This is a genomic window from Geminocystis sp. (assembly GCF_041753295.1).
Classification (GTDB): Bacteria; Cyanobacteriota; Cyanobacteriia; order Cyanobacteriales; family Cyanobacteriaceae; genus Geminocystis.
Window position 1 is genome coordinate 21777 of sequence record NZ_JBGSUU010000098.1, and the last position, 14620, is coordinate 36396.

The window sequence follows — 14620 nt, forward strand, 5'->3', positions numbered from 1 at the left end:
TGAGTAATGAGTAATTAATTTCTAATTCCCAGTTTCCTTTCTAATTCCTAATTCCTAAAAGGTTTTTAGTCTCGAACTTAGGGATACCTTAACTTTTTTTATCTATTTATGGTAAGTTAAAACAAATAAATATATCAAATCTATAACTATTTTATTCATTAATAAATGAGCAGTAATTTTGGTGCATTATTTAGAATATCAACCTTCGGTGAATCTCACGGAGGAGGGGTTGGTGTCGTTATTGATGGTTGCCCTCCTTTAATTGAAATTTCTGCACAGGAGATACAACTTGAGCTAAATCGTCGTAAACCAGGGCAAAGTAAGATTACCACTCCTCGTAATGAGTCTGACTTGTGCGAAATCATTTCAGGAGTTTTTGAAGGTAAAACTCTAGGTACACCTATCGCTATTTTAGTACGCAATCAAGACGCTCGATCACAAGATTATGATGAAATGGCTGTGAAATATCGCCCTTCCCATGCTGATGCTACCTATGATGGTAAGTATGGCATTCGTAACTGGCAAGGTGGCGGACGTTCTTCCGCACGAGAAACCATCGCTAGGGTTGCGGCTGGTGCGATCGCAAAAAAAATTCTTCATCAAGTAACAGGAGTGGAAATTATCGCCTATGTGAAGCGCATCAAAGACTTAGAAGCGGTGGTAAATGAGGATACTGTAACTCTTGAGCAAGTAGAAAGTAATATTGTTAGATGTCCTGATGAAGAATGTGCCCAGAAAATGATCGAATTAATCGATGATATTAGAAAAGAAAAAGACTCTTTAGGAGGTGTAGTGGAATGTGTAGTTAGAAACGTACCATTAGGCTTAGGCGAACCAGTTTTTGATAAATTAGAAGCAGATTTAGCTAAAGCAATTATGTCATTACCAGCTACTAAAGGCTTTGAAATTGGTTCAGGTTTTCATGGTACAACTCTAACAGGAAGCGAACATAACGACGAATTTTATATTGATGACCAAGGAAACACTCGTACTAAAACTAATCGTTCAGGAGGTATTCAAGGGGGTATTAGTAACGGTGAAAACATCGTTTTAAGAGCAGCTTTTAAGCCTACAGCTACCATTGGGAAAGAACAAAATACGGTTAGTAAGGAAGGGGAAGAAACCACCTTAGCAGCGAAAGGAAGACATGATCCTTGCGTATTACCTAGAGCAGTACCGATGGTAGAAGCAATGGTTGCTCTTGTGCTATGTGATCATCTTTTAAGACATCATGCTCAATGTAAGTTGATTGTTAATGATTGACAATGAATAGTTGATAGTTGATATTTAATAAAATCTTCCACCAGAGCTTGACAAATTTGTTTGAGCTTTGTTATATTAATAAATGTGCGAAATAAATGGGATGTCGCCAAGCGGTAAGGCAGCGGGTTTTGGTCTCGCCATTCCTAGGTTCGAATCCTAGCATCCCAGTTTTTAATTATTCCCTGTTTGTATGGTTTATTATCATTAGAATAAAATAATTGTATCTATTCAAACATTTTTATATTGACAATGATGCCTAAATATGCAGTTATTAATGCTGATGATTTTGGTTACTCCGATGAGGTAAATAAGGCTATTATTACTGGTTATCAACAAGGTATTTTAACCAGTACCAGTTTAATGGTGACAGGAAAAAAAGCAAATTCCGCCGTTAATTTAGCGAAAGAAAATCTTAATTTAGGAGTAGGTTTACATCTTGTTTTGTGTTGTGGAAAATCTGCATTAAATCCCTCACAAATTCCTCATTTAGTCGATAAAAATGGCAACTTTAATGATAGTGCGGCTATGGCTGGTTTAAGGTATCAATTTATTAAGTCTGCTCGAAAAGAATTAAGAGCGGAAATTAAAGCTCAATTAGAGTTGTTTAAGGCTACGGGTTTAAAGTTATCTCATGTTGATGGGCATTTACATTTACATACTCATCCTGTTATTTTACAAATATTAGCAGAATTAGCTCAAGAATATCAGATAAAATTTATTCGTCTTCCCTATGAAGAATTAAGTTTTACTTTGAATGTTGATTCTAATAATTTGCTTTTAAAAATAGTCTATTCCAATGTATTTAGTTTATTAAGAAAATACGGCAAAAATTTATTAAGTAATCATGGCATTAAATATTTAAAACGTGTTTATGGTTTATTGCAAACAGGTAATGTTAGTGAATCTTATTTATTAGGTTTAATTCCTCAAATTCAAGCTAATTTTATCGAAATTTACTCTCATCCTCAAGGTATTTTCTCTGATGTAGAATTACAGGGTTTATGTAGTCAAAAAGTTAAGGATATGTTAAGCTCTAATGGTTTTGAGTTAGTAAGTTATCCACAATTACAGGAGAAAATATCGGGGTGTTAAATAGTTTAATTTTGTTGGTTTTAGTCATTACTCAGGTTTTAGGTGATGTTTGTCTGAGTCATGCTATGAAAATTTACGGCGAAATTACTTCTTTTTCTCCCTCAGTTATTCTCAATGTTATCTATTATTTATTTACTTCTCCTTGGTTTTATCTTGGATTAGGTAGTTTAACTTTTTCATGGTTTCTCTATCTTTTTTCTGTGTCGAAGATGGATTTAAGCTATGTTTTACCTATTCACGCTTCAAGTTATATTTTAAATGCTTTATTCGCTTGGTTATTTTTACAAGAAACTATCACCCCTATCCGTTGGTTAGCTACTGCCATAATTTCTGGAGGGGTTTTTATTGTTGGTTATAGTCAATATCAATATGAAAAATACGAGGAAAAATTACGAGATACTTTAATAGTTGATAAAGAAAATGCTAGTAAAATTCTTGTTACTCTTCCTTTTGGCGCTTTTTTACCTGTTACTTGGTTAGGAGTTATTCTGATGGTTTTAGCTGATAGTATGGGAGATTTATTAAATGCTAAGGCGATGAAAACTATTGGTGATATTACTTCTTTTTCTTTCTTAGGAATTTTTCAATGGTTAAAAAAAATTTTGACGAATACTAACATTATTATCGGTGTTTCTTGTCAGGCGATCGCTTTATTATTATTAATTTCTTTGCTAAGTTGGGATGATTTAAGTTTAATACGCCCGGCTAGTGCCATTAGTTATTTAATAACTTTAATATCTGCTAAATATATTCTTCATGAAAAAATCAATAGAGGTAGATTTATCGGTATTTGTTGGATTTTATTCGGTGTGATAACTCTTTCTGTATAATTTTCAAAAAACGATAAAATCAAGATCTTTAAACATAAAACTTGCTTAAAAACCTTGATTTATTTGTATTTCTCCCTGTCTCCTAACTCCTATTTCCTAACTCCTGTTTCCTAACTCCTGTTTCTTAACTCCTATTTCCTAACTCCTGTTTCCTAATTATTTCCTAAATTTGCCCAATCTTGAGGTTTAAGGAAAACTTCCGTTAATTCAGCTTCACGGCTTCCTGCTTCGGGAGAGTAACAATATTGCCAACGAACTTCAGGAGGTAAAGACATTAAAATTGACTCTGTACGTCCATTAGTTTGTAAGCCAAAAATAGTACCTCTGTCATAAACTAAATTAAATTCGACATAACGTCCTCGACGATACAATTGGAAGTTACGTTCTTTTTCTCCGTATTCCATACCATTACGACGCTCAATAATAGGTAAATAAGAAGGTAAAAAGGCCTCACCACAACTTTGCGCAAAAGCAAATAAATCTTCCCATGTGCGAGATACTGTACCTACTTTTTGACTATACTGATTTGCTAATCCATTATGATCTGAACCAGCGTACAATTGTCCTCGGTTATCTTGATAATCAAAGAAAATACCACCAATACCTCTGGCTTCTTGACGATGTTTTAAGTAAAAATATTCATCACACCAGTGTTTAAAAGTCGGATAATATTCAGGGTGATGTTTATCACAAGCCTGTTTTAAGGTTTTATGAAAATGAATTGCATCTTCAGCAAAAGGATAATAAGGGGTTAAATCTGCACCCCCAGCAAACCACCACACAGAACCAGCTTCAAAGTAACGATAGTTTAAATGTACTGTAGGTACATAAGGATTTTTTGGGTGTAATACCATCGATGTTCCTGTGGCGTAAAATCCTTGATTCACTGCATCTGGACGTTGAACTAATATTGAAGGTGGTAAAGTATCCCCCCAAACTTCTGAAAAGTTAACTCCTCCTTGCTCAAATACACCGCCATTGCTGATTACTCTTGTGCGTCCACCGCCACCTTCTTCTCTCTCCCAGTTATCTTCTTGAAATTTGGCTTTTCCGTCAATTTCTTCTAAACCTTGGCAAATTTTATCTTGTAATGTTTTTACCAATTCTTTGGCACGTTCCCTGGAATTACTTGGGGTGATATTTGTATTTACATCTTGAGGATTTGTCAGTAAATTCGTCATAGCTTTGTTAATTTTTTTTGATTTTCTTTTTTATACTTTAATCACTATATAGTGATTAATCTTTCTTTGCCAAGATAACTTATAAAAACTTAATAAATAAAACTTTCTTTATATTATGAGTTAATAATTTTAAATTCTCCTATCCCTACTTTTAGAGGACTAATATTAGACTTTAAGTAATGTAAAGATTATTGCTAAGTATCACTAGAAGGATTAGAATAATAAAAATGCAATATAACTATTAAGCGATAAAAATGACTGCTACTATTACTAAACCTAACGTTAAAAAAACTGCTATTAAAGAGACTCTTCTTACTCCTAGATTTTATACCACTGATTTTGATGCGATCGCCAAGATGGATATTTCTAGTCAAGAAGAAGAATTAAAAGCCATGATTGTGGAGATGAAGAACGATTATAACCGTAATCATTTTGTTAGAGATGAAGATTTTGAGAAAAACTGGGATCATGTTGATGGAGAAACTCGGGCAGCTTTTATTGATTTTCTTGAACGTTCTTGTACTTCAGAATTTTCAGGTTTTATATTATTCAAGGAATTATCAAGACAATTAAAAGATCGCCATCCCATGTTAGCAGAGATTTTTCATTTAATGGCAAGGGATGAAGCACGTCATGCAGGGTTTATCAATAAAGCCATGAGTGATTTTAATATTTCCCTCGATTTGGGATACTTGACAAAACATCGAGTTTATACATTTTTTAAGCCTGAATGGATTATTTATGCGGTATATTTATCAGAAAAAATTGGTTATTGGCGTTATATTTTGATGTATCGTCATTTAGAAAAAAATCCCCAATATAAATTTTATCCTTTATTTAAAAAATTTGAGCATTGGTGTCAAGATGAAAGTCGTCACGGTGATATTTTTAACGCACTATTACGTTCTCAAACGTCCATGTGGCAAGGATGGAAAGCTAAATTGTGGTCAAGATTTTTCCTCTTATCTGTATTTGCTACTCATACATTAACAGTTCATGAAAGAGCAGATTTTTACGCTTCCGTAGGATTAGATGCACAACAATATGACCGAGATGTGACTAGAAACACAAATAATACGGCGGCTAAAGCATTTCCTGTTATTTTAGACACAGAACATCCAGAATTTTTTCCTCGTTTAGAAAAATGTTCAGACTATAATTTACAGTTGTCAAACATTGAACAAAATAGTCCTAATAAAATAATTAAATTTTTCCGTCAATTACCACTACAAATAGCAATTTTCTGGAATTTATTATGCTTATTTTTGATCAAACCTATTGAAACAGAAAAGTTGAGAGGAGTTGCTCGTTAATGAGTCATAGGGCAAGGGCAAAAGACAAGGGCAAAGGGGCAAAGGTAAATACATAATTACTCCTTACTCCTTACTCCTTACTCCTAAATTAAAGGTTTATTGGCGAGGTTAAAATTACGAAATTGACTAGCTTGTTTTTCAATTTTATCTGCTAAACGATTACATACTAGGTGAGATAACTCAAAAATCAGGGAATCTTCTACATAATAGTAAGCGGACGTACCTTCAGCACGACGATTAATAATTCCTGCCTGTAGCATGATTTTCAGATGTTTTGAAACATTTGCTTGACTCGTTGTAGTGCAATCTACTAATTCTTGTACACATTTTTCTCCATCTCCCAAGAGGTTTAATATCTGTAAACGCATAGGATTACTTAGTATATTAAAATACTCGGCAACTTGTTCGAGAATTTCCGTAGGTACAGGTTGGACTATGGCCATGAGAATTAGAAGTAAATAACACTTATATTCTACTTAGATCTTGCACCTTTTCCTGAAAATTTTGTCACTAATAGAAAATCTATTTATTTTATGGAAAGTTTGAAATACATAATCAAAAAGTTAATTCGACACTGATTACATAGCTGTAATGATATAATCCCTTTAAAGGACTAATATTATAACAATTCCATGACAACAACTTTTTCCGATAATCATTCCCATAATTATAATGATCACAAGAAACATTCCCATGATCATATTCATAGTGAGGAATCTCAACGGAAAATAATTAATCGTTTATCTCGCATTGAAGGTCATGTTAGAGGTATTAAGACTATGATTAATGAAAGTCGGGATTGTCCAGAAGTATTGATTCAAATTGCGGCTATTCGTGGTGCTTTAGATAGAGTTGCCAGATTAATTTTAGATGAACATCTGAGCGAATGTATTACTCGTGCTGCCAAAGATGGAACTATTGAGGAAGAAATCAAAGCATTAAAATCGGCTTTAGATCGTTTTTTACCATCTTAACCATAAAATGTTATAATTTCTAAGAAAACCTCCCACGGTAGGAAATATGATGACAATCGTTGATTTGGAGTGGGTAGTTCAAAAGAAACCTATTTATTTATGAGGATATAATGGCGAAAAGTAATCCTAAAAAGGAAAAAGCAGAACGTAATAAAGCCTACGCGCGTCAGTTTAGAAAAAAAACTACTACTTTCAATTCTAAATTTAAAAGAAGAGATTATAACGGTAATGGTTCTGCTCAACAGTCCGATGATAACAAAGAGTAGAATATTTCTAAACATCTCCATTTTTTGAGTTTCACTAATCACTCATTCATAAAAAGCCATCAATTATTACTATCTATTCAAGATAATGTTAGGTTGATGGTTTTATTTTTGCCATGGTTTATATATAAATTAATTATTAGTATTCATTGTTTATCGTTATTTATTTAGTGTTATGAATAAAGTTGTCGTCGGGTTGTCGGGTGGTGTGGACAGTTCTGTAGCTGCCGCTAGTTTACAAAGTCAAGGTTATGAAGTGGAAGGTTTAACCCTATGGTTAATGAAGGGAAAAGGGCAATGTTGCTCAGAAGGAATGGTAGATGCTGCCTCTATTTGTGAACAATTAAACATACCTCATCATATAGTAGATACTCGTGATCTTTTTCAGACTTATATTGTCGATTACTTAGTGTCAGGTTATGAATCAGGAGTTACTCCTTTACCTTGTTCTCAATGTAATCGTGTGGTTAAGTTTCCACCCATGTTAGAATACGCTAAAAATACTCTAGGTATTGATAAAATCGCTACAGGACATTATGGGAGAATCAAATATGACCAAAATAATCATCGCTATCAGTTATTAAAAGCCATTGATGATACAAAAGATCAATCTTATTTCCTCTATGATCTTACTCAAGAATTATTAGCCCATTTAATTCTACCCTTGGGAGAACAAACAAAAACAGAAACTAGAGTTATGGCAAATCAATTTAAACTGACAACGGCAGAAAAACCTGATAGTCAAGATTTATGTTTAATTGAAAGTCATGGTTCGATGAAAGACTTTTTAGATCAATATATTAAACCAAAACAAGGGCAAATTGTAGATTTAAAAGGTAATATTTTAGGAGAACATGAAGGGATACATCATTATACCATTGGCCAACGTAAAGGCTTAGGAATTGCTTATGCAGAGCCTTTATATGTGGTAAAATTAGATCCTGTCATGAATCAAGTTATTGTGGCAACCCGTGATGAAGGTGGACAAACGGAATGTATTGTTAATCGAATGAATTGGGTTTCAATAAGTGAACCAAAAAACCCCATCAAAGCTGAGGCTAAAATTAGATACCGCAGTATTCCAAAATTTGTCCATGTCATTCCTTTAGATAATCAACGAGTAAAATTAGTATTTGATGAACCACAATTTGGTATTACACCCGGTCAGGCTGCTGTGCTATATCATCAAGATTTACTTTTAGGCGGTGGCATTATTGAGCGAAATTAAGTCATGAAGAATCTGTTTAAAGTTTGTCAATTAATAATTAACAATTACCTTAATTTATGTTTAAATTATTATTTCTAAAAGTTGTCTTAATTTTTCACAATTTAAGTAAATATCTTCAAAACGTGAATCAGGATAAAGCAATGAATGAAAGTGTTTACTACCGATAATTTCTCCTATTAAATAATGATAATTAAGGTTAACTAAATTACTCAATAACCAATAACAAGGATAAACATAATTAGGAGCAAAAATTTCGATAACTTTAGTCTTAGGTTGACAAAAAACAAGATTACTTAAACCGCTACCATGAGGAGAAATAACCATTTGCGCTTGAGATAATAATTCCCCTTGTTGTTTGACTGATAATAACTCTAGGTTTATTACTTCAAAATTATAATTTAACAAAAGATTTATTACTTCTTCCTCATTAATTAAACGGCGATTGTTAGATTTATTTCTACTAATATATAATCTTTTTCTCTGATTATTAATACTTTTTGCATCTAATATTTTATCTCGTAAATAATCACAACTCCAAGAAGGCATCCAAGCAATTGAACTAGGAAAAGAAGGTATAATTAAATTATTAGCTTGTATATGTAGAGGAAAAGATAAAGGTAATATTTTTTCTGAAGGAATACTAAATATTTTGAGAGTTTCTTGTTGAAAATTGGTACTATTATCTACTAAAAAATAATCTATTTCTCTATAATTTATATTAGCTAATTCTAATAATTTTATTCTAGGTAATATATCAAATAACCAGTGAAAATAAATTTTATTTAATAATCCTGCTAAAACGATAACTTTTCCTTCTATTTGTTGAATTGGTGGTAAAAAATTAGTTTTTAAAATAGAATGTTTACTAGGATGACTATCAGGATGATTTGGACTTAATGCTGGAGATTCAGGGGAAAGATTACCAATTAGATAATTTTCTTCCGTCATTACGGCACTACTTGCTTCGTCTTGTCGTAAATAAAATTTACCATGAGGAATATTGACTAAAAAAGTTTTTGGTAAATCAATAATTGATGGATAATAAAAGCTAGGATGGATATTTTTATCAATAGTTTTTGGTGGTTTTAAATTTAAAATATTATCTAAATTAAAATTATAATAGTTTGAGTTTATTAAATCATTTTTTATTGCCCATTTTTCTACATTATCATAATAATTATTAGGGGAATTAACTAAGTTTTCATTATTCTTATTTTCTACTGTTTGATTATTAATTAGTGTTGAAAATACTTGACTTTTTTCGGGATTTATGCTATTAAGTTTGTCTAAATAATTAACGATTTTATCTCTTTGTTGAGTATAAAATAAACTAAGAATAAGATATTGATAAATAGATTCTGATTCTAGGTTATTATTTAAAGCAATTTCATAATAATTAATGGCTAAAAGATAATTTTTTTGTTGATATAATAAATTAGCAATATTAAGGGCAATTTTGCCTTTATTGTCATTATTAACTAAAGAATTAATTAAAGTGATATTTAATTCTATTGCTTTACTATCAGTAAAAAAAGGTTTAATATTATTATTATTATACCAATACAAATATTTTTCAAAAACTAACCGTTGATGATTAGTTAATTCTTGCCATAATTTTATTGCTGAATTTAAGTCATTTTCCAAAAGATAAATATAACCTAATTCTCCATAACTTTGATAATTATTAGAATCAATGGTAATAATTTTTAAGAAAACATCTTTCGCTTTTTTTAGTTGATTATTTTTTAGATAACAATTACCTAAATTTGATAAGATATTAAGGTTATTTTCTTCGATATTTAATCCTTTTTTATAAATGGCGATCGCTTCTTTAAATTCACAAATATTTTGCCATAATAATCCTAAATTTTGATAAGAAATAATTAAATTAGGCTGAATAAATATTAATTCCTGCCAAAGGAAAACTGCATCATCAAAATTACTTTGTTGAGTAAAAAGTTGAGCTAAATTGATATAAGCTACTATAGATTTAGCATCAATTTCTAAAACTTGTTGATATAATTTAATAGCTAAATCAGTATGTTGTTGATTAAATTTTAACTCAGCAATATTTAAGATAGATTGAGAGAGAATAATTAATTCTTCTTCTTCATTATTAAAGAGTAAATCTAATAAAATTGTTTGATAAATTTCATCATTGCCTAGACAAAAATAAGCTAAGGCTAGATAAATTTTAGATAAATTATGCACAGAATTATCAAATAAATTTGTTTCAATATATTCAATAGCTTTTTCGTATTTTTCTTCTTCAAAAAAACTCTTTATCCTTGTTTCATATTCAGAAATATTCATATCAAAATCAACAAAATTATTATTCGAGTGAATATAAAATAATTTGAGTTAATACCACATAATTTGGGCGAAAATCAAAGAATTTGGGTAAATACTATTTACCCCTACTTATTATTATTCTAAACCGGGGCGAGGCATAGGAAAGATTCTTTGTTTATTGAGATGTCGTAACCAAAAACCACCGATAACAGCAATAATTAACCATAGCCAACCTGTGAGGGATTTTAATAATAAAAAGCCACCGATAGACAACATTAAACCAAATAGTAAAAACACCGAAGCGATAACTTTTAAACCATCTAATCTTAGATTTTGCAACGGTTTAACTCCTGTTTCTTCCTGTTGTTTACGCCAACCAATTCCAGCAGGGCGCACTTTTAGATAGAATTTGTTTAAAGTTTCTTCGGATTCAGGAGGGGTTAAATACATAGCAGTAATCCAAATAATAGCCGTTAAACCTGAGATAATCATTAGTCTTAAGCCAAAATCCGCTGGAAAAATATTAAGGTTGGGGATAACGCTAGTTAAACCGATGATAAAACCAGCTATCATGGCGGCTAATTCTGCTGTAGCGTTGATACGCCACCAATACCAACGTAAAATTAACACTAATCCTGGTCCTGTACCAATAGCAATTACTAAACGAAATACAGTACTAATGTCCTTAGCGAAAAAAGCTGCGATCGCACCAATAAAAGTAACTACAATAGAAGCTATCCTTCCCACTAATACTAACTGATCTTGCGTGGCATCAGGCACAAAAAAACGGCGGTATAAATCATTGGTGAGGTAAGATGCACCCCAGTTAATGGAGGTAGAAACTGTACTCATAAAAGCCGCAATAAGAGAAGCTACCACTAACCCCAACATGACTGGAGGGAGAAATTCTAACATTAATTTAGGATAACCTAATTCTGGATCTTCGAGATCTGGATACATGACAATCGCCACTAAGGCGACTAAAATCCAAGGCCATGTACGAACAATGTAGTTAAGAATATTAAAAAACCAAGCGGCTTTCTCTGCTTCTGCCTCGTCTTTTGCGGAGACTAATCTTTGGATAAATTCTCCCCCGCCATCACTACGACGAAAACTCCACCATTGTACAAATACATAGGCAGAAAAAGTACTTAAACTAATTCCTGCCACATCACTCCAACGCCAATTAAAGAAACCTTCTCCTTTGGTAAGAGGTATCAAAGATAAAACATCTATTTCTGTTGCTTTTTGCACTGCGGGAATTAACTCTTGAATACCACCAACGTGATTAACTGCCATTATAGCCACAACCATCGCCCCAAATAAAGCAAGGAAAAATTGAAAAAAGTCTGTTACGACTACTCCCCATAATCCCGAAAAACCTGAGTAAACTAAAACAAAAATACTAACAGCGATGACACTCCATAACTTGCCACTGTCGCCTAAGTCTAAACCGAGACTTTCCCATAATTGCAATGCTGTAACTACTTTTACCATCGCTAACATTGCGTAACCTATACCAATACAATTAATGGGTACAGCAAATAAAAATCCTTTCGTAGCGCGGAGAATTGCTGCCATTTTTCCGCCATATCGTAGCTCTGTTAGTTCTGCATCAGTTACAACTTCTGATCTACGCCATAATCGTGCAAAAATATAAATCATGACAACATGAGCTATGCCAAAACTCCACCATTCCCAATTACCAGCAATACCCCTTGTTGCTACAATCCCGCAAATATACAAAGGTGTATCAATTGAAAACGTAGTCGCAGCCATACTTGTACCCGCTAACCACCATGTAAGCGATCGCCCCGACAAGAAGAAATCTTCGAGGCTTTTCGATGCTTTACCCGATAAATAGATACCGATTGCCATAGTGATAATTAAATAGACAACGATAACAACCCAATCAACAGTTTGCATAAAATTAAACGTTAATTATGAAGAATATATAATTAAATAAATAGATATTTTTGAGATAGTAATTATTAAGAATTTATTGATAATTAGATAGGAATAGAAAAACAGAAAAATTTATTGTTTTATTAGCAAAGTTTTTGAGAAAATAATTAAGAGATAATCTTAAGAGATTTTTCCATGGCAGTGACTAAAACATCCGTTAAAATTTTGATACGATAACGACAGGCTTGAGTTTCCGTAGAGGCAAAAGTACCATTTTCCCAATATTTATTACTCCCTGCACCACCACCACAAATACCGAAATAACTACAGCTATCAGCACATAGTTTTACTCCTTCATTAATATCATGATAAATAGCTTTAAATTTATTGCTATCACAAATATATTCAAGGGTATCTGTTAAGACATTTCCAAAAATAAAATCACCATATTTCTCTGTTTTGACTGATAATAATTCAGGATCAAATGTAGAGAAATTTCCTAAATAATCATAATTAACAATGACAAAAGGTTTATTCATATCAGTATTTTTAAGTCTATTTCCGCTATAAATTAAGCTGATTAAAACCTCAAATTCTCTAACAATAAAAGGTGATTTACTTTCCGTTACTAACTGCCAAAAACGTTCAATAAATTTGATATAACGCAATTCAATTTCTTTACCATTAAGAGAAGTTAATTCATTAACTCCCTCAGTTTCTTCCATGTTAAAAGCTATATCATAAATCTCATTTTTGAGGAAAAAATTAAACATTTCATCAGGATAATTTAATGATTCTTCAGTGATAACAGAAATAGTATTATAAGGAATATTATTTTTTTGTAAATAACGAATTCCTCGCATAGTTAAATCATGGGAATTACCACCTTTACGATTCTTTCTATGACTATCATGTAAAAATGCTGGACCATCAATACTTACACCAACATGAACAGGATATTCTTGCCAAAAATCGCACCATCCTTGATTAATTAATGTACCATTTGTTTGGTAGGAATAATTAAATCCAAAATTAGTTTTATTATAATTTTTATCAGCTTCATCTATTAGTTGAAAAGCAGATTTATAGAAAGAAATTGGTACAGTTAAAGGTTCACCAGCGTGCCAACAAACTGTAAAATTATCTTGAAAAAAAGGACTTGTAAAAATACTTTTAAAAATAGGATCAATTAAGTCTAAAGATAACCTATTTTGTAAATGACGATCAGGTAAATAACAATAATCACAATCTAAATTACAAAAAGAAGTTGGTTGAATAATAACTAAAGAAATAGGTCCAAATTTTGAGGTATGTTTTAATGTTTCTGATATTTGTTTCTCTGCCTTGGCCATTTTAAAAGTAATAGGTAATAAGTAATTAATTTTCTTAAGTTTGCGACAATCAAGACAAAAAGTCCCCAGTATTGGGGAGCATAATTGTAGATTGATGGGCTAATTAACGTCGATTCCAGAAACCACCACCATCTCTCCAACCACGATTATTAAGGAAATTTCTGGGTTGATTAATAAAACCACCACCTCTGTTACTATTCAAGAAGCTACCGCCGTTGCGCCAATTTCTACCACCATTAGCCCAACCGCCTCTATTACTATTTAAAAATGATTGTCCTAATAATATCTCTTCATCAGGATAATTTTCTATATCGTTATCTTGAGGTAAGTCTTTTTCTCTGATTTTTAAGGCTTCGGAAATACGATTTAAACGGTTTTCTATATTCTCGGTAATATTATCAAAATTATTAACATTATCTGTATTTAAAGCTTTCGTTTCAGGTACGATAGCAAGACTAGATAAAGTCATTAAAAAGCCTAACCATGTTAAATTTGTTATTTTCATAAATTTATTAATCAAAAAGTAAAGTGATAAATATTTTTTTTATAGTCATTATTATTAATAACGACGATTTAAAAAGCCACCGCCACCATCAGCCCAACCACCACGATTGTTAAGGAAACCACTGCCACCACGATTATTAAGAAAACCACCGCCCCCCGCTGCATTGCGAAAACCACCACCACCGTTGATAAATCCTCCTAACAAGATTTCTTCATCAGGATAATTTAAAGTATTTTCAGGTAACTTATTTTGTGTGGTTTTTAGAGCTTCAGAAATGCGATTTAAACGAGTTTCAATATTGTGATTAGGGTTGATGTTATTACTATCCACCGCTAAGATTTTAGAAGAAATAGTTAGACTTGATAGGGTTAAGAAAAAACCCAACCACGTCAGATTTGAAATTTTCATGATATTTTGTCAAT

The 14620-nt window shown here is 32.0% G+C and carries 14 protein-coding genes and 1 tRNA gene; 8 read left to right on the forward strand and 7 right to left on the reverse strand.

Annotated elements, in window-relative coordinates; all coding sequences use genetic code 11:
* The first annotated feature begins 165 nt into the window (after positions 1–165).
* From aroC to ACEW8E_RS11210, 4 genes are all read left to right on the forward strand, one after another.
* Positions 166–1263 (forward strand): chorismate synthase, encoded by a 1098-nt coding sequence (gene aroC, locus ACEW8E_RS11195; protein ID WP_373480426.1) that lies wholly within the window; start codon positions 166–168, stop codon positions 1261–1263.
* Between the two features lie 96 nt (positions 1264–1359).
* Positions 1360–1431: transfer RNA gene (locus ACEW8E_RS11200), tRNA-Gln, on the forward strand.
* A gap of 81 nt (positions 1432–1512) precedes the next feature.
* Complete coding sequence (hpnK, locus tag ACEW8E_RS11205) at positions 1513–2355, forward strand: hopanoid biosynthesis-associated protein HpnK (protein ID WP_373480427.1); 843 nt, start codon at positions 1513–1515, stop codon at positions 2353–2355.
* A complete protein-coding gene (locus tag ACEW8E_RS11210; RefSeq protein WP_373480428.1) occupies positions 2349–3185 on the forward strand; it encodes an EamA family transporter in 837 nt (278 codons plus the stop codon). Before hpnK ends, ACEW8E_RS11210 begins: the two co-directional genes overlap by 7 nt.
* 152 nt (positions 3186–3337) lie before the next feature.
* Here the strand turns inward: ACEW8E_RS11210 and hemF are convergent, their stop codons facing one another.
* A complete protein-coding gene (gene hemF, locus ACEW8E_RS11215; protein ID WP_373480429.1) occupies positions 3338–4366 on the reverse strand; it encodes an oxygen-dependent coproporphyrinogen oxidase in 1029 nt (342 codons plus the stop codon).
* Positions 4367–4620: 254 nt separating this feature from the next.
* Here hemF and acsF point away from each other — a divergent pair, with 254 nt between their 5' ends.
* Positions 4621–5679, forward strand: coding sequence for a magnesium-protoporphyrin IX monomethyl ester (oxidative) cyclase (gene acsF / locus ACEW8E_RS11220; RefSeq protein WP_373480430.1), 1059 nt, complete (start codon positions 4621–4623; stop codon positions 5677–5679).
* An 83-nt stretch (positions 5680–5762) separates the two neighbouring features.
* Here acsF and ACEW8E_RS11225 read toward each other — a convergent pair whose 3' ends face one another.
* Positions 5763–6122, reverse strand: a complete 360-nt coding sequence (locus tag ACEW8E_RS11225) for an ArsR/SmtB family transcription factor (protein ID WP_373480431.1) — start codon at positions 6120–6122, stop codon at positions 5763–5765.
* Positions 6123–6311: 189 nt separating this feature from the next.
* Here ACEW8E_RS11225 and ACEW8E_RS11230 point away from each other — a divergent pair, with 189 nt between their 5' ends.
* The 3 genes from ACEW8E_RS11230 to mnmA all read left to right on the forward strand — a co-directional run bounded on the left by ACEW8E_RS11230 (position 6312) and on the right by mnmA (position 8144).
* Positions 6312–6653, forward strand: a complete 342-nt coding sequence (locus tag ACEW8E_RS11230) for a metal-sensing transcriptional repressor (RefSeq protein WP_373480432.1) — start codon at positions 6312–6314, stop codon at positions 6651–6653.
* A gap of 110 nt (positions 6654–6763) precedes the next feature.
* Complete coding sequence (locus tag ACEW8E_RS11235) at positions 6764–6919, forward strand: hypothetical protein (protein WP_373480433.1); 156 nt, start codon at positions 6764–6766, stop codon at positions 6917–6919.
* Between the two features lie 172 nt (positions 6920–7091).
* Positions 7092–8144: a tRNA 2-thiouridine(34) synthase MnmA gene (gene mnmA / locus ACEW8E_RS11240; RefSeq protein ID WP_373480434.1), complete on the forward strand. Its 1053-nt coding sequence runs from the start codon at positions 7092–7094 to the stop codon at positions 8142–8144.
* A gap of 60 nt (positions 8145–8204) precedes the next feature.
* On the opposite strand, the gene ACEW8E_RS11245 is transcribed toward mnmA, so the two are convergent.
* The 5 genes from ACEW8E_RS11245 to grrA (ACEW8E_RS11265) form a co-directional block, all read right to left on the reverse strand.
* The gene (locus ACEW8E_RS11245) at positions 8205–10457 is read right to left on the reverse strand and encodes a glycosyltransferase 61 family protein (protein WP_373480435.1); all 2253 of its coding nucleotides are present in this window, start codon (positions 10455–10457) and stop codon (positions 8205–8207) included.
* Positions 10458–10571: 114 nt separating this feature from the next.
* Positions 10572–12362 carry a sodium:solute symporter family protein gene (locus tag ACEW8E_RS11250; RefSeq protein ID WP_373480436.1) on the reverse strand — a complete coding sequence of 597 codons (1791 nt, stop codon included), beginning with the start codon at positions 12360–12362 and terminating at the stop codon, positions 10572–10574.
* 146 nt (positions 12363–12508) lie between these two features.
* Entirely contained in the window at positions 12509–13693 is a 1185-nt protein-coding gene (gene grrM, locus ACEW8E_RS11255; protein WP_373480437.1) for a cyclophane-forming radical SAM/SPASM peptide maturase GrrM/OscB, read from the reverse strand.
* Positions 13694–13796: 103 nt separating this feature from the next.
* Complete coding sequence (grrA, locus tag ACEW8E_RS11260) at positions 13797–14198, reverse strand: GrrA/OscA1 family cyclophane-containing rSAM-modified RiPP (protein ID WP_373480438.1); 402 nt, start codon at positions 14196–14198, stop codon at positions 13797–13799.
* A 54-nt stretch (positions 14199–14252) separates the two neighbouring features.
* Positions 14253–14606, reverse strand: coding sequence for a GrrA/OscA1 family cyclophane-containing rSAM-modified RiPP (gene grrA / locus ACEW8E_RS11265; protein WP_373480439.1), 354 nt, complete (start codon positions 14604–14606; stop codon positions 14253–14255).
* Positions 14607–14620 lie beyond the last annotated feature (14 nt).